Source organism: Candidatus Gracilibacteria bacterium (assembly GCA_010119145.1).
Lineage (GTDB): Bacteria > Patescibacteriota > Gracilibacteria > BD1-5 > UBA6164 > JAACSU01.
Window position 1 is genome coordinate 54564 of the sequence record JAACSU010000010.1, and the last position, 24813, is coordinate 79376.

At 34.1% G+C, this 24813-nt stretch carries 26 protein-coding genes and 3 tRNA genes; 21 read left to right on the plus strand and 8 right to left on the minus strand.

Translation table 25 applies throughout. The features are described from left to right. Nucleotides 1–36: 36 nt before the first annotated feature. Complete coding sequence (locus tag GW846_05920) at nucleotides 37–1086, minus strand: UDP-N-acetylglucosamine--N-acetylmuramyl-(pentapeptide) pyrophosphoryl-undecaprenol N-acetylglucosamine transferase (protein ID NDK10284.1); 1050 nt, start codon at nucleotides 1084–1086, stop codon at nucleotides 37–39. Nucleotide 1087: 1 nt separating this feature from the next. Further along, nucleotides 1088–1675, minus strand: a complete 588-nt coding sequence (locus GW846_05925; GenBank protein NDK10285.1) for a phosphatase PAP2 family protein — start codon at nucleotides 1673–1675, stop codon at nucleotides 1088–1090. Between the two features lie 115 nt (nucleotides 1676–1790). Between GW846_05925 and GW846_05930 the strand changes: the two genes are divergently transcribed. From GW846_05930 to GW846_05940, 3 genes are read left to right on the plus strand one after another with little or no spacing between them, the layout of a single operon-like run. Beyond that, nucleotides 1791–3119 (plus strand): hypothetical protein, encoded by a 1329-nt coding sequence (locus GW846_05930; protein NDK10286.1) that lies wholly within the window; start codon nucleotides 1791–1793, stop codon nucleotides 3117–3119. A 12-nt stretch (nucleotides 3120–3131) separates the two neighbouring features. Beyond that, complete coding sequence (locus tag GW846_05935) at nucleotides 3132–3575, plus strand: hypothetical protein (GenBank protein NDK10287.1); 444 nt, start codon at nucleotides 3132–3134, stop codon at nucleotides 3573–3575. Then, nucleotides 3566–3805: a DUF2132 domain-containing protein gene (locus GW846_05940; GenBank protein NDK10288.1), complete on the plus strand. Its 240-nt coding sequence runs from the start codon at nucleotides 3566–3568 to the stop codon at nucleotides 3803–3805. Before GW846_05935 ends, GW846_05940 begins: the two co-directional genes overlap by 10 nt. A gap of 23 nt (nucleotides 3806–3828) precedes the next feature. On the opposite strand, the gene GW846_05945 is transcribed toward GW846_05940, so the two are convergent. Both GW846_05945 and GW846_05950 read right to left on the minus strand, forming a co-directional pair. Next, a complete protein-coding gene (locus tag GW846_05945) occupies nucleotides 3829–4839 on the minus strand; it encodes a hypothetical protein (protein ID NDK10289.1) in 1011 nt (336 codons plus the stop codon). Between the two features lie 99 nt (nucleotides 4840–4938). After that, nucleotides 4939–5391 carry a hypothetical protein gene (locus GW846_05950; GenBank protein NDK10290.1) on the minus strand — a complete coding sequence of 151 codons (453 nt, stop codon included), beginning with the start codon at nucleotides 5389–5391 and terminating at the stop codon, nucleotides 4939–4941. A gap of 114 nt (nucleotides 5392–5505) precedes the next feature. Here GW846_05950 and GW846_05955 point away from each other — a divergent pair. From GW846_05955 to GW846_05975, 5 genes are all read left to right on the plus strand, one after another. Beyond that, nucleotides 5506–5580 (plus strand) — tRNA-Gln (locus tag GW846_05955). A gap of 132 nt (nucleotides 5581–5712) precedes the next feature. Continuing rightward, nucleotides 5713–6024: a 50S ribosomal protein L21 gene (rplU, locus tag GW846_05960; GenBank protein ID NDK10291.1), complete on the plus strand. Its 312-nt coding sequence runs from the start codon at nucleotides 5713–5715 to the stop codon at nucleotides 6022–6024. A gap of 149 nt (nucleotides 6025–6173) precedes the next feature. After that, a complete protein-coding gene (locus GW846_05965) occupies nucleotides 6174–7301 on the plus strand; it encodes a LysM peptidoglycan-binding domain-containing protein (GenBank protein NDK10292.1) in 1128 nt (375 codons plus the stop codon). A 92-nt stretch (nucleotides 7302–7393) separates the two neighbouring features. Continuing rightward, on the plus strand, nucleotides 7394–8053 hold the full coding sequence (locus GW846_05970; protein ID NDK10293.1) for a hypothetical protein: 660 nt from the start codon (nucleotides 7394–7396) through the stop codon (nucleotides 8051–8053). 44 nt (nucleotides 8054–8097) lie between these two features. Continuing rightward, nucleotides 8098–8583 (plus strand): hypothetical protein, encoded by a 486-nt coding sequence (locus GW846_05975; GenBank protein NDK10294.1) that lies wholly within the window; start codon nucleotides 8098–8100, stop codon nucleotides 8581–8583. Between the two features lie 60 nt (nucleotides 8584–8643). Here the strand turns inward: GW846_05975 and GW846_05980 are convergent. Together GW846_05980 and GW846_05985 are read right to left on the minus strand one after the other, a co-directional pair. Further along, a tRNA-Arg gene (locus GW846_05980) sits at nucleotides 8644–8720 on the minus strand. A gap of 19 nt (nucleotides 8721–8739) precedes the next feature. Then, nucleotides 8740–8815 (minus strand) — tRNA-Arg (locus tag GW846_05985). Between the two features lie 151 nt (nucleotides 8816–8966). Between GW846_05985 and recJ the strand changes: the two genes are divergently transcribed. From recJ to GW846_06040, 11 genes are all read left to right on the plus strand, one after another. Beyond that, nucleotides 8967–10610: a single-stranded-DNA-specific exonuclease RecJ gene (gene recJ, locus GW846_05990; GenBank protein ID NDK10295.1), complete on the plus strand. Its 1644-nt coding sequence runs from the start codon at nucleotides 8967–8969 to the stop codon at nucleotides 10608–10610. A gap of 95 nt (nucleotides 10611–10705) precedes the next feature. Beyond that, nucleotides 10706–11044 carry a hypothetical protein gene (locus GW846_05995; protein ID NDK10296.1) on the plus strand — a complete coding sequence of 113 codons (339 nt, stop codon included), beginning with the start codon at nucleotides 10706–10708 and terminating at the stop codon, nucleotides 11042–11044. A 136-nt stretch (nucleotides 11045–11180) separates the two neighbouring features. Next, on the plus strand, nucleotides 11181–12464 hold the full coding sequence (locus GW846_06000; GenBank protein ID NDK10297.1) for a DUF2130 domain-containing protein: 1284 nt from the start codon (nucleotides 11181–11183) through the stop codon (nucleotides 12462–12464). A gap of 22 nt (nucleotides 12465–12486) precedes the next feature. Beyond that, nucleotides 12487–12750 (plus strand): hypothetical protein, encoded by a 264-nt coding sequence (locus tag GW846_06005; protein ID NDK10298.1) that lies wholly within the window; start codon nucleotides 12487–12489, stop codon nucleotides 12748–12750. 17 nt (nucleotides 12751–12767) lie between these two features. Beyond that, entirely contained in the window at nucleotides 12768–14195 is a 1428-nt protein-coding gene (gene pyk / locus GW846_06010) for a pyruvate kinase (GenBank protein ID NDK10299.1), read from the plus strand. A gap of 18 nt (nucleotides 14196–14213) precedes the next feature. After that, nucleotides 14214–14504: an MGMT family protein gene (locus GW846_06015; protein ID NDK10300.1), complete on the plus strand. Its 291-nt coding sequence runs from the start codon at nucleotides 14214–14216 to the stop codon at nucleotides 14502–14504. A gap of 44 nt (nucleotides 14505–14548) precedes the next feature. Then, nucleotides 14549–15154 (plus strand): M48 family metallopeptidase, encoded by a 606-nt coding sequence (locus GW846_06020; GenBank protein NDK10301.1) that lies wholly within the window; start codon nucleotides 14549–14551, stop codon nucleotides 15152–15154. Nucleotides 15155–15286: 132 nt separating this feature from the next. Beyond that, on the plus strand, nucleotides 15287–16162 hold the full coding sequence (locus tag GW846_06025) for a hypothetical protein (protein ID NDK10302.1): 876 nt from the start codon (nucleotides 15287–15289) through the stop codon (nucleotides 16160–16162). A gap of 441 nt (nucleotides 16163–16603) precedes the next feature. Next, on the plus strand, nucleotides 16604–17500 hold the full coding sequence (locus GW846_06030) for a hypothetical protein (protein NDK10303.1): 897 nt from the start codon (nucleotides 16604–16606) through the stop codon (nucleotides 17498–17500). Nucleotides 17501–17563: 63 nt separating this feature from the next. Next, a complete protein-coding gene (locus GW846_06035) occupies nucleotides 17564–19426 on the plus strand; it encodes a hypothetical protein (protein ID NDK10304.1) in 1863 nt (620 codons plus the stop codon). A 132-nt stretch (nucleotides 19427–19558) separates the two neighbouring features. Further along, a complete protein-coding gene (locus GW846_06040) occupies nucleotides 19559–21328 on the plus strand; it encodes a transglutaminase domain-containing protein (GenBank protein NDK10305.1) in 1770 nt (589 codons plus the stop codon). 53 nt (nucleotides 21329–21381) lie between these two features. Here GW846_06040 and GW846_06045 read toward each other — a convergent pair whose 3' ends face one another. Next, nucleotides 21382–22284, minus strand: coding sequence for a hypothetical protein (locus GW846_06045; protein NDK10306.1), 903 nt, complete (start codon nucleotides 22282–22284; stop codon nucleotides 21382–21384). Nucleotides 22285–22447: 163 nt separating this feature from the next. On the opposite strand from GW846_06045, the gene GW846_06050 reads away from it, so the two are divergent. Both GW846_06050 and GW846_06055 read left to right on the plus strand, forming a co-directional pair. Continuing rightward, nucleotides 22448–22828 carry a UV protection and mutation protein gene (locus GW846_06050; protein NDK10307.1) on the plus strand — a complete coding sequence of 127 codons (381 nt, stop codon included), beginning with the start codon at nucleotides 22448–22450 and terminating at the stop codon, nucleotides 22826–22828. Between the two features lie 9 nt (nucleotides 22829–22837). Next, nucleotides 22838–24004 carry a hypothetical protein gene (locus GW846_06055; GenBank protein ID NDK10308.1) on the plus strand — a complete coding sequence of 389 codons (1167 nt, stop codon included), beginning with the start codon at nucleotides 22838–22840 and terminating at the stop codon, nucleotides 24002–24004. 1 nt (nucleotide 24005) lies between these two features. Here the strand turns inward: GW846_06055 and GW846_06060 are convergent. Continuing rightward, the coding region (locus tag GW846_06060; GenBank protein NDK10309.1) for a hypothetical protein at nucleotides 24006–24813 on the minus strand (808 nt) is incomplete at its 5' end.

The following is a 24813-nucleotide window of genomic DNA, read 5'->3' on the forward strand; positions in this document are numbered from 1 at the left end:
AAAAAAGAGCTTTATTACAAGCTCTTTTATATTTTTCTATGTAATTTCTGATTCTATCTTTTTGAGTCCATCGAGGAATCCTTCAAGATTGAGTTTTGCTTTTCGAAGTGATTTGTAGCTTTGAAGTTTTCTAAATATTTCTAAATTCAGTGTGTCACTGTCTTCGTCTAAGAGATCAGATTCAAACTCTTTTTTAAAATACTCTCAGTTATGTGTTTGATGATTTCATCCTGTTGCTTTAAGGGGAATAATAATAGAGTGAATCCCAAAATAGTATAATTCCCAAAGGGTAGAGCTTCATCGAGTGATAGCAATATCACTATTTTTCATAACTTTTCCGAGCTCTGCCTGCGAAATGTAGCCATGCGTTTTTACATTGAGATAATTATCAAATCTCGACTTAAAGTCTGAGTTTTGAGTTCCAAGAATAATATTAAAATCTATATCTTTACAGTCTGGAAGTATCTCAAGAAGGTTTGTAAATATTTTTTGAGACCCCTGACTTCCTGCTATTACCAGTACACTGAGTCGCTCATTTTCGTCCGGTTTCATATTTTTCAGTCCATCAAGGAGCTCAGGATTTACGAGAGGTCAAGAGTGTATATATTTCTTTCCATCTATTTTCTTATTTGGAAAACTAAAAAATACTTTTGTAGCAAATCGTGATGCAAATGAATTTGCTGAACCCATGACAGTATCTGATTCGTGTATATATATATTTTTTCTTAGTACAAATGCTGCAAGACATACCGGGAGAGATACGTATCAACCTTTTGAAAATATGAGAGTTGGTTTAAACTTTAGAATAAAATAAAGAGCCTGAAAAAAACCTGTAAGATTTTTGAGTGGCTCATAAAAGTTTCTCACATCAAAATACCTTCTTATTTTCCCAGCAGCGACATCGTGAAATTCGATATTATTTTTGAGGGCAGCTTCTTGTTCAAGTGAATCTCTCTCACCAAGCCAAAGAGCCTTAATATTTTTATCTTCTTCTTTTATATAGTTATATAAACTTATGATAGGAGTAATATGTCAACCAGTTCCTCATCCAGCGAATAGTATACGTGTCGTTGAGCTGTTTCTCATTTTATAAATATATTTTAGATAATAGATTCATTATCAGAGAATTTAGATTTTTTACAAATTTTATTTTTGGGAGGTATCTGAGTGCAATATATGCTGAAATAATTCATACTACGGTTCATGCTACTATATCAAATGGCCAATGCACTCCTGCAACTACTCGTGACAAGAGCATCAAAATTACAAATGGAAGGTATATCCAAAATACTCTTCTAAACCCTGCAAGCAGTATTCAAGTTAGAAATGCTACACTGACTCCGGCATGATCAGATGGGAAACTCGCATCCGGTATATGTGATAATAAAAGTCTTCCAGAATTCGTTATTGCCGTTTCTGGTCTCTCAAGATGTATAAATGATTGTATGATGATTGCTATTACTATAGCTATTACACATCAATAGAATATATATATAAGATTACATTTTTTCTCTTGATTTTTTTCAAAGTAGCTGAAATATATCCAGTATCAAACCAAAAATATTGGGATAAAAAATATGGGAAGATCTGCGAATATAGGACTGATGAGAGCTATAATCTCATTGCTCGAAAAATTATTTAAATACTGAAACAGAGCTCTGTTAATTTCTTGCATATAATATACTTATAAATATTTGCAGTATTGTATAAGAAAATTATTTGAAAACAACTTTGAAAAGCTCTTTTTTTAGCTATACTATACTGTATTACTTACTTCCACCACACAACATATGGAATCAACCGTCGAAAATAGACTCCAAGGTACTTCAGATGTATTTCCTGAGGATCATATCTACCTAACATTTTTGAAAAAAGTGTTTCGACACGAGTTAAGAAAAAACGGTTTCAAACGTATTTCTACTCCTCTCTTAGAACAAACAAGTCTTCTTCGAAAAATATATCCAGAAAACCAAAATAGATATGGACTCTATAGTTTTAATACAAAAGACGATATAGATGTATCACTTCTTCCATCTGCAAGTGTTGGGATTATGCGAGCCTATATGCAAAATGAAGTATTTGAATGACTTCAACCCGTTTATTACTATTATATGGAACGTGCATTTCGTCAAAATAGACTCAGAAAAGAGTATTATACCATTGGATGAGAAGTGATTTGAGAATCTGATCCAGTTATCGATGCACAAAATATTTATATGGTGTATACAGCTCTCAGTAAAATTGGTCTTTGAGATGATATTACACTTAAAATTAACTCATATGGAAATGCGAAAGAGATGGAAAAATACTCTCTAGAACTCGCTAATTTTTTTGAAAACAAAAAACAAGTTATGTCAGAAGAGACAGCTGCAGCGTATGAAAATAATGTATTCGCTCCTTTTTTCTCTCAGGATGAAGATGATAAAATACTGGCAAGTAGCGCTCCATCAATTGTGAAGTTTCTCAAAAAGGATAACAAGAAGCATTTTGAAGACTTCAGTTTATATCTCACTGATTTAGATATTCCGTTTATTCATGACCATACACTCTTTTTTCAAGAAGGATTTTATACAAATATAGTATGGAAAATCGAGGACTCACATTGAGTAGAACTTGCGTCTGGATGACGATATGACCTCCTTGCTCGTAGTTTAGGTTCACCAAAGGATTATGGAGCTGCTGGTTTCTCTATAGACGCGATGAGAATCATCGAAAAACTAAAAAAACGAGCTATTTCCATTAAAAATAAAGATAGCATTGATCTCTATTTTGTTCAGCTTGGAGATGAGGCAAAACGAGTAGTATTCCCATTATCACTTCAAGCAAGAGAAAGAGGAATAAATACACTCACATCACTTGGAACTCCATCAATGAAAGAGCAGATGCTCAAGGCTCAAAGAATAGGATCTAAATATGTAGTACTTGTGGCAGTAATGGAAGCCAGAAGTTGAGTATTTCAAGTAAGAAATATAGAGGCCTGAACACAAGAAGAAGTAAAAAAAGAAGACCTCATCGATTATATTATTGGTAAAATAGGGAAAGATAGCCTCAATTTTTATGAACCGAGTAAAGACCTCGTACAATGAGTCGTAGTGGAAGAATGAGAAACTGAATCTTAAATTTTTTGGAGTATGTTCGAGCAAGTATGAACATCACCTGAAGAATGTATAGAAATAGAGCTTACTATTCAAATTGAAAAAACTATAAGAAATACTGCTATTGTATTTGCTAGTGCTATTGCATGAGTTTTAGCTCTTTCGCTTTCAGATTTTCATACAAACAGACCCAACTTGTCATTTTGGAAGTCACAACAACATTCTTTGCTCACACTTCCTCCCTCACTTGATTCATCAGAAATGGTATTATGAGCTACACATCTTGCTGGATGAGCTTTGGCAAATGTATGAATCCCTTGAATGAAAATCAATATTCCTTTGGAATGTTTATCGTGAGAGGTGACTGACAAAGAAAAAATGAAATGCATTGTATGGAGAGATTTTTGTATGGAAAATAATTCAAGTCCTCGTAGTGTTCAATTTTGTAGTGAAGTATTTTTGTGGAATTTATGATTTTAAAAGTTTCTATTATGAAAACTCATCACGAAATTCTTCATGGAACTTCACTCAAAAATATTCTTGAAATACTTGAGTGAGAATATGGTTTTGAGTGACTTGATAGCAGACTCAAAATGAATTGCTTCGCAAATAATCCAAGTTTAAAATCAAGTCTGACATTTCTCAAAAAAACTCCATGGGCTCGTGAAAAGGTTGAAGAGCTATATGTAGAATATATTCGAAATAAATAAAAAACTCTCATTATGAGAGTTTTTTATTGTTTAGACTTATCTTTCAATAGTTTTCATATTCCTTTTTCTACTCAGGGAGTTTGATTATGATAATAGGGCATCATTACTTTTCTGAGATCTCTCACTGGAACTCTAAATTCTCTCATTCCATTTTCTCAGATAGCATTTATTTCCAGTTCTTTTTTATGTATGAGCTCTGCCCAATGTGTAGAATTAAAATCCATTAAAGGGTACTGTATTTTAAGTCTCTGTATCTCCTCTGACTCAGGATTTATTAAAGACATAAGGGGATACTTGAGTACTTGATTCCAATAATTCTTGATTTCACTATCTTGGATTTCTGAGATAATCTCAAGAATTAAGCATGTTTGATAGAGTAGAAATTCTTTTAATGGTACTCAAAGTTCATCTATCTCATCAAAGATATCTCGATGAAATGTTGCTGAAGCGATCTCTTGGGGGCTATGAATTTCTGCTCAAGATGTATTTCTTGCAATTCCCCTTTCAAATCATAATTGATTTTTTAAGAGTTTATTAGCTCAGGTGGTATCAGCCGGAATTGCAACTCAAAACCTATGCATTGTAGCATCGTGATTCATCAGTGCAAAAACAGCTCAGAAACTTTTTTCTAATTGTTTAAATGTTTCAATTTTAAGTTCTTCTATTGAAGCTGCAATGACTTTATGATCAATTCTAATACATCATATAGACTGCATTTTATTTTCCATTCCTTGTGCATTATCTCTTTTAAAAAATGTATGTTGAAATAAGTATCTCCCAAATCTTTTATAGAAAAATAATATATCTACAATATTTACTCAAGGTATTTGTGGTTCATAATTTGAACTTACTAAAGCAATAGAGCTTGAAAAAAGGAGCTCATTGTCTCTTATATTTCCTCCTAGTATTTCGTGAGCCTCTTTGCTCATACGACTTATAATATCTCGAGTAGCTCATCAAGCTCATAGAGCATTGTGAATTTTTCTATCAAGCCCTGTTTGATCTGAAAGTCATGTTATTCTAAGTGAGTTCAAAAAGATAAAACCTAAAAATTAATATAACTATATATATAATTAAAAAAATAATAATGTCAATATTTGGACATTATTATTTTAATAGTATTTTGTACGGAACTATACTCGTATTTTTGTTATTTTTTGTCCTGTTTTCAGTCATTTTTTTGTAATAGCTTTTCCCGTTATTCCAGCAATTGCTACGATGAGACCCAGAATGAAGTAAAATATATCAACCGTAAGACTTGCTGTATCCAAAAAGAGCCCAGAAACAAACATAAGCAGTACTCAAAAAATTACTTGGAGAATTCGTGTTCTACCACGAGAGAGTATATTGATATCAAGTCCACCCATGACAAGAGGGAACACTCATAGTGCTACTATTATATATGCGAGTATTTTTTTAGTCATTGGATCAAGATTGATTCCAAAAAACGAGCTTTCCAGTGATAGGTTTTGTACTCAAAATGCTATGATTCAAAGAGCAATAAGGACAATTCCAAGAATAATCTTAGCATATCTTATTTGTAAGTCAGTGGGTCGCTTCATGAGAAGCTGTAAAAAATTCATCATGTGATTTTAATTAATTGTATAGTGTGTGGGATACAGGATAAACAAAAGCGAAAAAACAGCAAAATAATTTTGACTTTTCTCTCTATTTTATATAATACTCTCGCTTTTTTGTATTGGGATGTAGCCAAGTGGTAAGGCAGGGGACTTTGACTCCCCCACGCGTAGGTTCGACCCCTACCATCCCAACCATTATTGAAACAAGCAGAAAAAATATACTTTTATGGCCTTGCAGCATAAAAAAAACATAAGGAACAAGTAAATTAGGGATTTGTTTTTTAAGTTTTTACTTAGAAGTATTATTTATTTATAATTATATTAAGTATGTTAGCAGTTATAGAAGTTGGAGGAAATCAATTCATCGTACAAAAAGGTGATATCATCGAAGTTAAAAAACAAGATGTTGAAGTTGGTAAAAAGATGACAGTAGAAGCACTACTGATTTCTGGTCTAGATGGAAAAGACATGAAATTAGGAGCTCCATTTATTGGTGGTTCTAAAATCGAATGTAAAGTTCTAGAACAAAAAAAAGGAGAAAAAGTACGAGTTTTTAAGATGAAATCTAAAAAAAGATATATGAGAAACAAAGGGTTTAGACCTCAAGTTACTCAACTAGAAATCCTGTCTATAGCTTAAATAAAATCATTGTCTACGCACAAATGTAGGCATTTTTTGTTTTTTCAAGTATACTGAGATTTGATTACATTGAGCGGAAATAATGACGAAGAAAATTATTCTAGAAATACGACGAGCATAACCAGAAATTTAGTTTCTAAAATTACGTTTTGTCACCAAAAATTAATTTACGAGCTCGAATAGAGCGACACTCAAGAGTCTTGCAACATAATTTATATGCTACAAGCAAAAAGACTGGAAAGACATGAATCGCACTTGTTTCTACAATAGCAATATTTATGCTTCCTATATATCCTACATTTGCAAGTTTTGTAAATAACGGGAGTCCAACAGATTTCTACAGAGGAGAAATAGATGAATCAACGATTATAAGTTCTTACTTTTGAGACAATGAGACTGTTTGAGACGGAGCAGTATTTATTCAATCAAAAGATTCATACTTATATGTAAACGCTGGAAGCGATCAAGAAAATAGAGATGTTTCTTCGAGTAAAGAAATTATTTCTTATGAAGTAAAGTGAGGAGAAAGTATCGGTTCAATTGCTGAAAAGTTTAATGTTACTCGAAACTCAATTTTTTGGGCAAATAACTTTGCTGATGATTATATAATCCATCCAGGAGATATTATCAAAGTACCACCTGTATCAGGTCTTATTCATGAAGTAAAATCATGAGAAACTTTGAATGGTATTGCAAATAAATATGATGTTGATTCTGAGGATATAATGAGACAAAACCTGCTTCTTTCAGCAGGAGATCTCAAATCTTGAGATACTATTATTGTACCTGGTGCTATTAAGATTATCCCAAAACCAGTGGTTGCTCCAGCTCAAGCAGTAGCAAAATCATCTGCAGGTGCGAAAGCTACTCCAACTGCAGCGTACTCAGCTCCAGTTGCAGCAAAAAGTAATTATGTTGCTCCATCTGGTTCATATACACTTACTTGGAGAGCTCCAAAGCATACTTTCTACTGGGGGAACTGTACTTGGTACGTCGCTCAATATAAAAATGTTAACTGGGGAGGAAATGCAAATCAATGGCTTACTAATGCTCGAGCGAAAGGTCACGCAACAGGTTCAAATGCTCAGCTATGAGCAATAGTACAATTAGGAGGTCGAGGATACAATCCTTATTACGGTCACGTTGCTATTGTAACTGGTATAGAAGGTGGTAATCTTATAATTTCAGATATGAATTATAGAGCTCTATGAGAGGTTACGACTCGTAAGGTTCCAATAAATGACAGATCTATTCAAGGTTATATCTATGTAGATTAAGAATCAATTAAAAAAAACACTCACTTCAGAGTGTTTTTTTTGTTATTTAAAAATCTTTTTTTATAATTTTGATACTATTTTGAAAATACACTATGAAAGATAAAATTATTGATATCGTTTTTAATGGGAAATTTACACTTCCTATGAAATACATAAATGCACTATGCTACTATATCATTCCTGCTTGAGCTTTACTCTACGTTTTTGTTCCATATTTTATCTGAGACAGCATATATTATAACAATGCTGTAAGCCTCTGATCAGTTGCATTTTATATTCTACTTGGACTTTTGTTTATAAAACCTCTCACCCTCATATTTTCTGATATACGACTTTTTGCTAAATTACTTATCCTCAGAAAACAGTTTTGAGTGCTCATGTTGTGGTTTTTTCTGGGACATTTTATTTGAACAGTACTTTCTATATGATATAAAGATATATTTTTCCTTATACAGGCCCAAGGTCTTAAATCGTACTTCGTTTGGGGAATACTTGCAGGTATTATAGTATTTCTGTTATGAATCACTTCAAACGTGTACTCTGTGAAGCTTCTCAAAAAAAATTGGAAACGACTTCACAAACTCGTCTACCCAGCACTCCTTTTTACGGCTCTTCATATCTACTTTATAGCTGGAGATGTGTTACCACTTGTTATTACAGTTTTGTACTGAGTAGTAAAAATTATAGCTTGGAAATGAATCAAGATTCCAGTGAAAAGATACTGTATCACGAGCAAAAAGTTGCCTAACTAAAGATTTTTCTTACACTTATAGTATTAATTTTTAATTTTACTCGTATGAAACAATTAGGAATTTTACTGATACTAAGTTTATTACTCGTTTGATGTAATAAAAATACAAGTGAGCAGGAGGACCCAATGATTACTTCTGAGGATGTAATAGTAAATCAAGAGTCAGAAGTAATCACTCAAGAAGAAACTATAGATCAAGAGATTCCAGAAGTGGAAGAAGCACTCCCAACGCTTGATCTCTCTACTGCTATCTTTGATGGAAATGGGACTGAACCATTTTGGGGATTTAGCGCTTCAGGGAGTACTCTTGTACTCAGAGAACCAAGCAATTCAGGACCAATAAGTCTTACAAGTTTCACATGAGTTGTTATGACTAATGTTGGGACTTCTGTAAATATGACAACTTCTGGTATGACCTTAAACTTAGTACTTTGAACCTGTAGTGACGGTATGAGTGATATGCTATATGCCTATTCTAGTACCTTCGTTGCTGGATCGACGAGTTATACAGGTTGTGCGAATGTAGATTAAAATAAAATAATAAAAAAACTCTCACAGATTATCTGTGAGAGTTTTTTTATTATTTCGATATGGTGCACCCGACTGGAGTCGAACCAGTAACCAACGGCTTCGAAGACCGCTACTCTATCCAATTGAGCTACGGGTGCATATGCAAGACAAACTTAATGGTGCAACCAGCTGGGCTCGAACCAGCGGCCTCAACCTTCGCAGGGCTGCGCTCTTCCAACTGAGCTATGGCTGCTCTTTTTATGCTTGCATAGTATATTTATAATAGTAAAAAGTAAAGTTTATTTTAAAGCTTTGAAAAATATTTTTTATCCTCATAATAAGTGCCAACAATTATTTCATCTCTTTTTTAATTATTATAAAAGAGCTAGCTAGATAAAAATTTTATGCAAGAAAAACTCAGTATCCTCTGAAATAGAATCATTCTTCCTACACATTCAAAAGAAAGCAGTATTGATGATATTCTCTCCCTTAGATTTGATGACCTGAGTATTTTGGAGAAAAATATGAGTGATCTGCACGATCCCTATTTGATGTGCGATATGGAGAGAGCCGTTGCTCGTATTAAACTCGCAAAAGAAAATTATGAAAAAGTGATTATTTTTGGTGATTATGATGTAGATTGAGTGACCTCGACCTCTATTTTGATGCATCTTTTTAAAACACTTGGAATGCTCGTGAGTTACAGACTTCCTCATCGAGTACATGATTGATACGGTCTTAAGCAAAAGTTTATTGATGAGCTTGCTCCACTATGAGTGACTCTCATAATCACGGTTGACTGTGGGTCGCGAGATGCAGATATTGTGACCTACGCGAAATCACTGTGAATAGATATTATCGTGACTGATCATCATCACGTCCCAGAAGCTATGCCAGATGATGCGGTTGCATTTTTAAATCCCAATAGACCTGATTGTCCCTATCCTTATAAATGACTTGCCTGAGCCTGAGTAGCACTGAAACTCATGATGGCTGTGAGTCGAGAGTATTTTGATGACGCGAAATATCTCCAATATCTCCAAGAAACGATTGATATAGCTGCTGTTTGAACAGTTGCTGACTGTATGCAACTCACTTGAGAAAATAGAATCATAGTAGCTGAGTGACTCAAACAAATAAAAAATTCACGATCTCGGGGGCTGAGACGTCTTATAGAGGATAAAATAGATGAGGATCTCGATGCTGATATATTTGGTTTTTTGATTGGCCCACGACTCAATGCTGCAGGTCGTATGGATACTCCCTATAAAGCTGTTAATCTCATACTCAATAATAGTGATTCACTTGAGACAACGCTTCGGGAGATAGAGGAACTAAACAATCTTAGAAAACAAAAAACCCTTGAGTTTGTCGAGTCAGCGCTTGAGCGAATAGATAGTTCTCATAATATTATTATGTACCATTCTGCTGATATTTCTCATGGAATTATTGGTATTGTTGCGGGGAGACTGACAGAACGATTTTATAAACCATCAATAGTGCTCATAGATGAGGGAGAGAAACTCGTTGCGAGTTGTCGCGCTCCTGAGTATTTTTCTATGGTAGAGATTCTCGAACAATTCAAGGACTCATTTATTACTTTTGGAGGACATAAACAAGCTGCGTGATTTAGTATTTTAAAAACAGATTTCCCCGAGTTTCAAAAAAATATTATAGCCGAAATGAATAAACGAGACTTTTCTGTACATAAAAAAGAGCTCACAGTCGATAAATCAATTGCTTTAGATGAAATAGGTTTCAAACTCATTGCTTCTATGAACCGATTTAAGCCATTTGGAATGGGGAATAAAAAACCACTTTTTATAATAGAGTGATATGTTCCTGAAAAAATATCGTTTCTCTGAAAAGGCCGTGATCATCTCAAGTTTGAATCAAGATATGGATTCAAGATATTCGCTTTTTGATTAGGGGAATACTACGAAGAGCTCAAAAAAGCCACAGTATTTGATATCGTATTTGATCTCTCTGAAGATAACTGGAACGGGAAGCGAGGGATTATGATTAAAATTGTTGATATAGTGATTTAGAAAACACTTCTACCAACTTGCAACACAATTATATACACTCGCTTCATAATATATGATAGTATGAAGAAGAATATTTATTTTCTATTCATACTTCTATGAAAAAACAAAAATGTTGTCACGATGATTTTTGGACTGTATACAAAATGATTAATTTTTCTCACTCATTTAATACCGAAAAAAAATGCCCAAACTGTAATAAAAAAATTGCAGTAAAACTTAAAGGATATAAAAAAGTTGAAAATACTCCAATGATGCATTTACTCAGTGGAATATTTTGGATGATGCCAGTCTTTTTTATACTTGCTCTTGCCAGTCTTTATATGGACGCATTTCCGTATAACTATATCTGGGCCGTTATCGCGCTCATTGCGTATCACTTTGCAGCGATGTACTATATTATCAAGGGACCTTTTCTTAAAGTAAAAGTGAAATAAAAATCCCGAAACTTTAAAGGAGACTTACTAAAAAAGAGTTCAAAATATTTTGAACTCTTTTTTATACGTTCAATAATAACTGGAGAAAGTCATTTTTTTTATTATATTAAGTGCATTACAACTCAATAATTTTTTTATGAAAAAAATCAAGGTATCTATCAAAGACGAAAATACATTAGTACTCCTGGAAGATGCTACACAGTGAGATATTATCGACTTAAGTTCACTCCATGATGTTGATATAGATACAACGACTATAAAAAATGTCGTTCAATCTATTAAAATGGATCAGTTTAATGCTAAATTAAAAGAAAAAACAGAAGCAATTGAGCGTGAAAATAAAAGAGAACTTGAAGCAATTCAACGTGAAAATGATTTAAAATTAAGCATAAAAGAAAAAGAACTCGCTGAAAAAGCAAAAGAAGCTTTAAATAATCAACAAAATAAAATCACAGAGCTCCACTGAGAACTAAAAAATATAGCTGAAAAATCTGAAAGAGATGCAGAGAATAAAATACTGAAAGAAAGAGAAAGAATAAAGGAACAATATGAGAAAGAACTCAAAGCAAGAGAAGAGCAACTCAGTAAGATTCAATATGATAAAGATTTATCTGAAGAACGACTCAAAGATCAGTTAAAAGCGAGTGAAACAGCATTGGTACACTATAAAGAGATGAAAACAAAAATGAGTACAAAGATGATTTGAGAATCACTCGAACTTCATTGTGAAAATGAATTTAATAGGATTCGCTCTATAGCATTTCCAAATGCAGAATTTGGAAAAGATAATACAATATCAGAAATAGGAACAAAGGGTGATTATATATATAGAGAAGTGGATAGTCAGGGGAATGAACTGCTCTCAATTATGTTTGAAATGAAAAATGAAATCGAAACGACCGCAACTAAGAAAAAAAATAGTGATTTTTTCAAAAAACTAGACAAAGATAGAAATGAAAAAAAATGTGAATATGCTGTACTCGTAAGTCTTCTTGAAAAAGACAACGAATATTATGATGATATCGTAACCGTTCATGATTATAAACTGATGTATGCTATTAGACCTCAACATTTTATTACCATTATTGGTTTTCTTCGGCAAGCAAATACAAAATCTCAATCACTCCAAAGTGAAATACATAGACTCAATAATCAGAATATTGACGTTTCAAACTTTGAATCAAATATGAATGAATTCAAGGAAGCATTTTGAAAAAACTATATCTTAGCTTCAAAACAATTTTCTACTGCTATTGAAGAAATAGATAAAACCATTGATCATTTAAATAAAGTAAAAGATAACTTACTGAAATCAGATAATAATCTACGATTAGCAAATAACAAAGCGAGTGACCTATCTATCAAAAGACTTACAAAAGACAGTCCGAGTGTTGCGATAGAATTTGAGAAACAAAAATAATATACATTTTATAAAACAAATAATGAAACGAGAAAATATTTATAAGATGTGTATGATACTCTCACTCTTTATCGCAGTATCGCCACTCTTTGCATTTTTTGTTGCCAATATCATAGGATATTTTCAGTGATGTGCACCAATAATCCGCTCAATAGTCGAGAATTGTAATGATGCAATAATATTGGGCTCTCTGTTTAGTATTTCTTGGTATTGGGTAATAAGTCTCCCATTATGACTCGTACTATTTGGAGTATTTTATCTATTTTATGTATCAGCAAAAAAATAATTATTAACGAACTTACTATGAATAAAAAAACTAAAATAATCGCAACTCACGGACCAGCACTTAAAGGTGAAGCTGACCTCCACAGACTCTATGACGCTGGAGTCAATGTTATCAGATTCAACTTTTCACACGCACAATATGATGTGGTTCGAGAAGTACTCAAAGATATGCGAGTGAATAATAGAAATGGACGAACAGCGCTCTCTATGCTTCTGGATACAAAAGGACCAGAAATCAGAACCTGAGATCTGAGTACAAAACAAACATATAAATCATGAGATATTTTTAAGTTTTATACAAATCAAGAGAGTTTCAAAGAAGATGGAACAGCTCTCTTTTGTGATTATCCTCATCTTGGTGAAGATGCCTATGTTGGTCAAATTATTGATGTAGATAGTGGTTTATTTCAAATAGAAGTTCTAGAAATTAAAGATGATTTTCTCAGTGTACAAGCTCAAAATGATGCCATAATTGGTTCGCGACGACATGTCAATCTCCCTGGAATCAGACTCAAAATGCCAGGAATTACAGACAAAGACAGAGCAGATGTGAAGTTTGCAGTCGAAGAATCTATGGATTTTATCGCGATGAGTTTCGTGCGAAGTAGAGAAAATGTTCAAGAACTCAGAGAATACCTCAAAGAACTTGGAGGAGAACACATTAAAATTATCTCAAAAATAGAAAACCAAGAGGGTATTGATAATCTCACTGAGATTATTGCAGCAAGTGACGGGATTATGGTCGCTCGAGGAGATCTGGGAATCGAAGTCCCAATAGAGAAACTCCCAAGTTATCAGTCAAATATGGTCAAAGAGACCCTCGCAGCAGGGAAATTCACGATTATCGCGACGCATTTACTTGAATCGATGATAGATAACCCATTTCCAACACGAGCTGAAGTCTCAGATGTATATAACTCTGTGATGCAGCATACAGACTGTGTAATGCTCTCTGGAGAAACAGCTGCAGGGAAATACCCAATCAAGTCTGTTAAGGTTATGACAGCAACGATTCATGAAGCTGAAAAAAACCTCATATTAGAAAACAGAGACTTTTCAAACGAGGGACTGACAGCTCGAGACATAGAAAAAAAAGCTCTCATAAAATCAGCTATCTCAGCTGGAGAAGAGCTCAAGGTTGATGCACTCTTTATCTTCACAAAATCAGGAAAACTCGCTCGACTCGCTTCGAGTTTTAGACCAAATCTTCCTATTTACGCATTTACCATGCACCTGCAATCTGTTGCATATATGAACGTCCTATTTGGAGTACAACCCTATTTACTGGAAAACTGGGATGAGCAATTTGTTGAAAATATTGGAACAGCGATTACTATTTGTAAAGAAAATGGAAGTCTCAAAGTAGGAGACAAAATCATGCTCGTGAATGATATCCAAAAGGGAGAAACAGAGATTCCAGTAGTAGAACTTATGGAAATATTATAATATACATCTAAACTCATCATGATAGACCTCAAACAAGACATCCTCGAAGAATTGCAGCGTATTCCAGTGTGAAAAGTCATGACCTATAAAACTATGGCTGACAAGTTCAAAGTGCATCCACGCAAAGTGGCAATGGTGATGAAACACAATGAGTTTCCAGATATTTATCCTTGTTACAAGGTTATTTCTCACTCTTGAAAACTCTGAGGCTATAGTGGAAAAAACGGAATTCACGGAAAGGTTCAGAGACTCCGAGACGATGGAATTGAAGTCGTTGATGGAAAAATAGATCCAAAATATATTATATAACTCTTTCCTGAATCCTTACTCTTGATAAGAGCAAGGGGCTGCGTATGCAAGACTTAGAAATACAAATCACAAAATCGTGGAGGAAATCTCTCTCTATGCGTTTTGATACTCATGGAGTTTTACAAGTACGAGCTCCAAAATTTTTGCTTCCTGCTCAAATCGATGCCTTTATACAAAAAAATACTGCCTGGATTGAAAAGCATTACACTAATATACAAAAACAATCACAAGATAAAAAATATTATTTATTCGGGGAAGTTATAGATCCAGAAATGATGTATAACTTTTGACGTGACAGAGAATCATCCCCACAAAAACTCGAGCGATTTTATAAATCAGAAGCAAAAAAATACCTCAAAACTAGAACCACCGAACTTGCAAATATGCATAAATTTGATTTTGATTCAATTAAAATAACCTCAGCCAAGACTCGTTGGGGAAGTTGCTCCAGTAATAAGACTATCAACTTCACTTACCGACTCATTATGGCTCCAAAAGAGGCCATAGAGTACGTTATTATTCATGAGCTCTGTCATCTCAGACAAATGAATCATGGACCCAGATTTTGGAAAGAAGTTGCCAATATTATGCCTGACTATCATATCCAAGAAAAGCACCTCAAAGACGAGGGTTGGAGATACAGGATATAAGAGTTACGCACAACTTTTCAACACTCTGTTAAAAACTTGTGAACTTGTACAATAAATTTGTATATCTTGCTTTTGACGAATCAGGACTTAAGAGGTATACTAGTTCTATACTCTATAAGTTATTCTAAAGATATGCTTTCATCTCAACCATCATTACCTGACAACAATACAGCAAAAAACTCTGTACATAATGAGCTTAAGACTCCCAGTGTATTCACAGCACTCGCGTCACAAACTAAAGCAGCTTTGCTCTGACTCGCTCTCCTCACTCCCCAAAACTCACAAGCTCAAACTCCCGATTCTCCGCAGCTCCTCGCTGAAGCTGACATCGCAACTAACAAGTCTGATGGAACTTTTGAAGACACGCAGCTTAATGAAAAAATGAATTTTGCGATTTCAGATGTATTTCGGTTTCGACAAGCTGGAATAGAGTTTTATGGGGAATTTTTGACTCAATTTGAACAACTTCCAAAAGAGGATCAGTATCAAGTAGCTCTTGCAATAGATTGAGAAAATTGACAGTGAGGCAGTGATATGACTGATGAGATGTTAAATCTCGTTAGAGAATGAAGAGTTCCTTTAGGTATGATTGATTCAATGAAAATTGAAGCTGAATCTAATTGAGCTGATACTGACCCGGATTGGTGAGAAGTCCCTGCATTTGCCGAAGTACTGATGGATATTCGAACTACTTGAATGACAGAAAGTTGAGATTCATATGAAGAAATGCTCCAATTTGCTCCGAATACGATATCAAAATTATATTTTGTTTTTGCTACAAATTTAGTTCAGTCAAAAAATGAAGCTGCTATAGCAGAATTAGAAGCTGTTACAGCCGAGAATGAAGCTGCTAGAGCTGAGAATGAAGCTGCTAGAGCTGAGAATGAAGCTGCTAGAGCTGAGAATGAAGCTGTAGATGAATATGGTAATACTCTTAAACAAAGATTAGAATTGCAAAGAAGAGCTACGCAAGCATTAAAAGATGCAGCAAATACAGTAAGTGAATAGATTTTTGCTCAATATTAAAATATATGTTACTCTAAGTATAGATATAAATTCTATACTTTTTTTATGGCTTGAGGTCCTGAATGATTAAGCTCACAAGCCGACGTGACACTTCAAAAGCACACAATAAATAGAAATTCACTTATATTTGTACAATAAATTTGTATAGCCGACTCTAAAAACAGAGAGATTTCTAAAATCTCTCTGTTTTTTTACATATTTCTTACACTATAATTGACTAAAATATTATTTCAAGTGTCTAAAATACGAGAAAATATTTTAAGTAAAATTTAAGTAAAAATTGCTATTTTAAAGCAAGAGTTAAGCTCGCAGTGAAGACAAAAGACGTGAAATATAATCAATAATTCCAAAAGCACAAAAGATTTTTTGTAAGTTCCTTTGACGAAAGGAGATTTTAGAGTTATAATGGAAATATATTCCATAATGGCATTTTCGAAAATGGTAGCTACTCCATGAAAATTACTAGAAAATAACAATACTCCTACTCAAGCAATTGAATCGGGAGAGCTTTTGGCACAAAAAGTGAAACAAGCTCGATTTGCCTCAGCAATCAAGATGACTACGCTTGCAACAGCACTTGCGCTCTCAAGTATCACACCTCAAAAGGCACAGGCACAGTCTGAGGAAACACTTGTCTTAGTTGTTGACTCAAAACCTATCGCATCAGAGGAATGGACAGGGAGTAGTGCGCTTCAAGGATTTAAAGATGATATTGCAGAGTCAGAATCAATGACGCAAGAAGAAAAAGACAAGATAAATTTTGCGATTTCAGATGTAGTTAGGATGCGACAAGCTGGAATAGAATTTTACTGAGAATTTCTTGCACAATTTGAACAACTTTCAAAAGAGGATCAGTATCAAGTAGCTCTTGCAATAGATTGAGAAAATTGACAGTGAGGTAGTGATATGACTGATGAGATGTTAAATCTCGTTAGAGATTGAAGAATTACTGAAAAATTTATTCAAGCTATTTTAGAAGAGGCAACTATTAACTGAGCAGATGAATTTTTTGAACTACCTTGATTTGAGGATACTCTCAATGATTTTAGAATTAATTGATTCAATTGAAAGGACTCAATTTGATATGTTATAGAAAAAGCACCCATTAATTGACATAAAATTTACTTAGTTGTTGCGTCAATATATGCTACTATTGAGAATGAAGCAGTGACAGCTGAGCTTGAAGCAGTGTCAGCTGAGAATGAAGCAGTGACAGCTGAACTAGATGCTGAAGAAGAAAGATGAAGAGATTTAGATAGAATTTGAGCTCAATTAGACAGAATACTCGGCCAACAAGATAAAATTTTGTGAAATAAGTAGATTTTTGCTCATACATAAAATATATGTTATTCTAAGTATAGATATAAATTCTATACTTTTTTTATGGCTTGAGGTCCTGAATGATTGAGCTCGTATGACGACGCACCACTTTGAGAGGTTCAAAATAATGAGCGTCAGATTCAACGACAAGAAGAATTAATAACACTCGATAATAGATTTAAAGAACAATCAGAGAGAAAATTAGTATCTTCAGAAACGAAAGAGTGAATAAGTTGAATTTGAGAAGATTTGGAAACAACTCAAGAGGTGTTAAAAGTCTTATCTCAGTTCAAAAAATTATCTGATTCATTAGGTTTAGTTTGATATGAAATTTTTGAAGTTTTTATAAATTGACAGAATAATGACATAAAAAATGCTTTTATAGATAAATCAAATATTACCAAAATATTTAATAGTGTTAAAATATCTTGAAGATTTCCTGTAAATGAATTTGAATTTCATCAAACTCTTGTTGAATGAACAATATTAGAAGATACATCAGTGAAACAAGAAGATACATCAGTGAAAGAAGAGGTTGTAGCAGTGAAACAAAAAGATACATCAGTCAAACAAGAAGATATAGCAGAAAAATTAAAAACTAATGAAGAAAAAGAAAAAACAATAAGGCAAAAAGCTAAATCAATTCTTGCTATTAATAAAGATGTTAAACTAAGTGGATTATCTTGAGATTTTGCTGAATATAAAACATTACTTGAAAACCAAAATTGGAGTGAAAATGATAGATCAAGAGCTGAAAAAATTCAAGACAATATCATTTATGAGTTAGATCATAATAAACAAATTGAAAAATCTATTCTTCCACAAGCATATGCTCAAGGTCCAGAAGTATTTAAAAGAGTAAGTGAGAGCTTAGTATCATTGGATTCTAGTTTTCAAACAAGAATAGATGCTTGGATTATGACTCCAGACTTTTGAGAACTACCACCAGAACAAATGGCTCGGGTGAGTAGTGCTCTTTGAACTCGTATTGATGAAGTCAAAGATGGCTCTGAGCAAAGTGGGAATATATTTACCCTTGAAAATACTGACGGAACAGAGATAAACTATGATGTGGTGACCAACGAAAGAAGTTTGAGTTTAGATAACTATTCACTTCCAAGTAGTGTGGAGGATACTGGAGATTATCAAAGCCCTAAACTTGAGTATTACAAAGTTGAACAAGAACACTTAGGGAAACTGAGCAAAATTGTAGCAGCAGGAAAACTGATTGCAGAGGCTGCAGTGAGTGACTGAGATGTTTCAAAGATAAAAGATATCCTGAAGTGAGAAGGAGGACTCGGGTATTCGTACTATCGAGAACTTGGTCTTGAGACAAAGACAAGTGCTGCCGATATTCAACAAGCATTATCATCTGCCTATCAAGAACATAACGAACCAATAGTGGAAGCTAGAAAGGTGTATAAAGGTGCTCTTTTGCAGCTACGAGACAACTACCAAAAACTCCTCAAAGAAAAAGACGAAAAAACAAAGGAGACACTTCTATTTTTACAAAGTATTGGCTTTACGATGATCCCTCAATCTATTACAGATGCTCTTATCGCGATGATAAACCGAAGTCCGAGCTTATGGGCTGAGTTTGGGATGAATGAAAAAATAAATCTCTCAAACGGTGGTCTATGATTTGATAAAAATGTAGTTGGTGGAACCGGCGTTGATTTAAGTGATAAAAAGTGATTTGTGGGTCTCATGAACAAGATGCTCACTGGGGATGCTACAATCCCTGTAGAGTACATTAATGACACCAATATTCAGTATCATGTGCAAAATGAAGCAACACTGAATCAAAACGAAACACAAACTCCAGAACAAATCCTCAAAGCTGCCTACCAAAATATGCTCCAATGAATCGTTTGAAAATCTACATTTATGGTTCAGGCTCAAAATAATCTCTTCTGAAAAAAATAATATTTTCAGATACTATCATCACTTTATACTCAAGTTATAAGAGTTACTCATTTTAGTATAACATTTCACGTGTTATATTGATAAATCTTGTAATATATGCTACAATTAATGCATATATATTTTTTATTTTCCATGTCTCGATTCTTCCACATTTTCCTGAGAGTCTTCATACTTGTATATATAGGATTAAGTGTGTTTTTTTCTGCTATTTCCGTGAGTTATGCTGCGACTGATAGTGCTGAAAAAGTGTCTGAACTTATTAAAAATTATGTAGAAAAAAAATACAAAATTGTCGACCATTTTCCCGTGTATAGTGCTATTAGAACTCGAATCTCAGAGCTCCTGGTTGCAACTCCAGATTCTCAGTTTGCCAGAAAAATATTTCTCAGTGATATTATGTTTTATAATAACAATAATATCTACGCACTGGTTCAGTATGTAGCTTCACGAGAATGAGCCCTCAATAGATTTACGATGTGGAAGAGTGATGGAAATACTGAACTTCTCAGTTTTGAAAAATCTCTTCGTGTAAATAAAGCTGTGATACCAGAAGCTATTGTCTTGAATGAGAGTTTTGAATTTTCAAAAAACTCAGAGATATACAGACTCAATTTTGAATCAATTGCCGTTCTTGATGCATCTCAAATTCAAAGTTTTCAGTTACCGTCTAATCATACACTTTACTATTCTGAAAGTATAGGGTATTTTGTTCCTAAAAATCCGAGTCTTGAGAAAAAAATTTCTTTTGTAGATTTCCTCGTTCATTGACCGAAGAAATTCTTTTTATATAACAGTAGCTATTATGAGGAAAATGGTATTTTTTATACTTACTGATATGATACATATTTTGATACCTTTGATAGTTATGGTTTATATGCTTCTGACTGGAAAAAGTTAGGCTATAATTTAGATGATGGAGTGATACTTCGCCTGCAAGATGCTAAAAATACGATTACCTTTTCTCCAAGGCCGGTTAAAATTATTCCAAAATCATATCTCGATCAGTATGGTCCTATCGATAAACAGCTAGTGAATGAGTTTGCAACGGACGCCCTGAGAATAGAAAAAGATTATTCTCGAACCTATCAAGCTATTTTTAAAAAAGCCCACGAACTCACTGATGGACTTGAAACTGATGATGAAAAGATTAGGGCTGTGTATGACTGGATAAAAATAAATATAGAGTATACAAAGCTCTTTTATGAATCTGACCCGAGGATATTTTCTGGACTTGAAACCTTTGAATCTAAAAATGGAGTCTGTGAATGACAGGTGCGTCTGATGTCCTATATGCTGAAAATTGCAGGGATAGAAGATGTCCGTATTAAATTAGGTTATGTTATTGATTCTAAGGATTTTCCAAGGGTTGGTCACTCATGGATACAAATTTGAAATGACTTCTATGACCCCACTTTTGAACCATCATACCAAAAAGATGTTTCTGATTACATGTACTATAAACTTCCTTATGATGTGATGTATACCAACCGATACAATATCCGCGATATGCCAAAGGAGTATTTTAATATTTCAAAAGAGGTCCTTGCAAAAGAAGTAAATATGAAGCGTAGAGAACTTACCAAGAGATACCCTCAGTCAATTGGATTCAAAGTTTTAGAAAAGGCACATTTTCAAGTAAAAAATGGACTGATAGTTGATGGAAATATCTTACTTTGAGAAGTAATAAATCTCATGAAAGAGGAACAGGTATATTATAACAATAACAAAGTAAGCACTCTTATAGAGTGAGTAGGAAAAGAACTCGAGTATTATCCTATTCCTACACTTGAGACAGATGTTGAGAGTGTTTTAATGGAAGTAAACTACGACATTTCCAAACTCAGACTTTTCAAGATTTATAAAGAGGGAGTATTTTATGTATATGGTCTTTACGAGAAATAAAATCTCATTTAAAAAAAAATCCCTAGTAAGGGATTTTTTTTTAAATGAGATTTTTACAACATTCCAGCGACTCTGAATTTGAGGAGGTCTAATACGTTTATAATTTTTTCTAACATATTTTTTTGAGTCGGAGCACTGTATTTTTCAACACTGTCTTCTCGAGCTGTTTCCACTCTTTCTAGAACAAGCTTGTTAATATTATTTTGCTCTATTTCTGTTTTTGTAGAGAGTTTGAGCTTATAGTTTGCGAGATTTTTATTTAAGAGATTCAGCGTCTTTGTATTGAGGGTAGATTCAAGCTCAGATATTTTTGCTGGAGTACTACATTCTCACGCGTAAGCTACTGGAGTTTTTCCTGCCGTACATGAGTTACCATATGTTTTTCCATCGACTCCACAAACTGGATCATATTGCATCGTACACATTGTTGGTTCTTCTTGTACTGTACATTTTCATCCTGCATCTGGATATGTTTCTTTTATATCACACACGAGACCACTACTACATTGTAAGTTTGCGATTCCTCCACAAAACTCTCACTCACTTCCAGGATTTCTCCCGAGATTAAGAGCTTGTACATCAGTATTTTCTGCAGTGAGTTCTGCCGTTCTTGAACACAGGGAAACTCCCAGTACATCATCTTGGTTTTCATACGCGTACACTACATATTCTTGATCTTCAACAAAATTATATCCACAAGCTGCGGAGTTATTATTTGTTTCTATTTGGATAGTTTGAGTATCAACTCCTTTCCAGGTTTTTTGTACATCAAATAATACCTTATTTTTCGAACTTCCTTCTGAAATTCGAGATACTGTACCAACAAACACTGAATCAGATGTTTCTAAGCTAGAAAGTGCGTCAGCAGGCATCATACATGAACATGCGTAGGTATTTCAAAGGCTTGCAAAGAGAGCAGCAAAGAGAAATAATCAAAGAAAGAGTATTTTTTTCATAGAGTACTATTTATATAATTAAAATAAATTCACACTATTTACAACGATAGTATACAAACAAAGTGACAAAAAAGACAAAGAAAAAATAAATTATTCTTTGCAAATAGTATATATTTAGAGTATATTATGTGTATAAATAGTATATATCTTAAATACAATTATTATGTCACAGTATTATATTTATGAGAGTATCCAAGCTTGATTTCATGCTCCTGCTGAGGAACAATCCCGTTATAGTGTAGAGCTCAACAACTATGTTATCGAGCATCCAAATACGAGTGTCTTACTGAGAGTTCAGGGAGAATCTATGATCAGTGCTGGGATTTATACGGGGGACATTGTGATAGTCGATAAGTCTCAGCCTGTGAAGCATGGAGATATTGTGGTCGCGCAAATAGACGGAAGCTATACGATTAAATATTTTTATAAAACAAGCTCTGGCCAGATATATCTTGAAGCCTGAGATGAACAAAGAACCCAGATGTTTCCGACTGAAGAACTGGAACTCTTTGGAGTAGTGGTGAGTCTTATTCGTAAATTTTAGAATCTGTGTATGAAGTTTAAAATATCTAAAAAAATATTTGCCCATATTGATTGTGATAGTTTTTATGTTGCTTGTGAGGTATTTCGAAATCCTGCTCTTGTTAATAAACATGTGTGCGTTGGAGGAGATGTGACGATTGCAGCGAGTTATAGTGCCAAGAGAAAAGGCATCAAGGTATGAGTTCCGTTTTGGGAAGCAAAACGTATTTTAGGTCGTGATTTTGTGGGGATTCATCCAGATATGGGATTTTATGGAAAAATATCTAAGAAACTCATGACTTTCCTACGAGAACACACGCAAAATATAGAAATATTTAGTATTGATGAAGCTTTTGTGGAGTTGACCGGGATTCCTGAGAGTATGTGACTCACTCTTGAGCAATATCTTTTATACCTTCAAAAAAAAATACTTCAAGATATATGAGTACCAGTTTCTATTGGGGTGAGTAATACCAAGCTTCGAGCCAAGATGTTTTCAAAAGTAAATAAACCCTATGGTTATTTTGTAGGTCTGAGCAATGAGGTCGTCTATGATATATTCCAAGATTTACCTGTAAGCGCGATTCCATTTATTGGAAAGGGCTACCAAAAAAGACTCGGTCAACATATACAGACCGTGTATGATTTTAGTCGCGAAAGTATGTTTTATTATAAGCGTATTATTGGCAAGAATGCAACGCAACTTTGGTTTGAAATCAACGGAGTGAATTGTATGACTTTCGCGCATACGGGAGTCCAAAAGAGTATTTCCAAGACTCGGAGCTTCAATGATGAAATCACCAATCGCAGTGACTTACTTTGGAAAAGACTTGTTTTAAATGTCGATAGACTGTTTGAAGAAATGATTTTAAACGAGTTTCAGTTGCGAAATATTACTTTGTTTCTCAGAAACAAAGCCTTTGAAACCTCACGCATGAGTTTTGAGTTTGAGGATTATCACTGTGACCGAAAACAAGTGGTAGAAGTTTTGGCTCAGATGTTGAAAGAGTTACAAATCTCTTGAGAACTGTATAGGTCAACTGGAGTTATCACCACTGATATACAGAAGTATACTCCAAAACAACTCAGTATATTCACGCATCTCAATGAAAACTTTCAAAAAAATATCGCACTAGAAAAGGTTCTCGGAGATATTCATAAAAAATACTGAAATAATACTCTTAAAATAGGAGTCTAGCTTATTGTTTGAGACAAACAGTAAATGCCCAATGATAATCTACGTTAGGATTTCATATCTTGTAGATGACTCATCAGATTTTTACACCATTTACATTAAATATCTTGAAATAATAGTCTGAACTATTTTTCTGAATAAATTCATTGGTGAGCGTCATATTATTTCCATTTTGCGTATAGGGAAGAGAAAGGGTTGTATTGTCATAAATATTTGAAGTCACTCCAAAACGATAATATCCACTCGGACATTTTCACGCAATCGGTGTAATGGGAACTCGAGAATGAACAGCAACCACTTTTATTGGAACATTTCCGTTTCAGGTATTAAAACTTCAGTTATTATTTTGGTATGTATCAACTTCTGTTTCGATAGGATTTCCATCTGCTCAGGTATTCCCAGCAGTTGTTCCATTTGTGTTTCCATTGGATGGAGTGCTTGATGCTGGTGGTTCACTGCTTTCTGACGTGGGTGCACTCCCTCATGTTGTTGCTGTTCCTCATGAAGTTTCAGGAGTTCCACTTGTTCCTCAGGTACTTGATCATGAACTTGTAGAACCAGAGCTACTCGAACTACTTGTTCCACTTGTCGATCCTGAGCTCGTAGTTGAAGTACTCCCAGTAGAAGTACTAGAACTAGTACCAGAAGTTGTTCCAGAAGTTGTTCCAGAGCTCGATCCACTTGTTCCTCAGGTACTTGATCATGAGCTTGTAGATCCTGAAGTCCCAGTACTTCCTGTACTTCCAGTACTTCCACTACTTGCTCAGGATGTTGTTCCGGATGTATTTGTTGGAGTACTTCCCGTAGTTGTA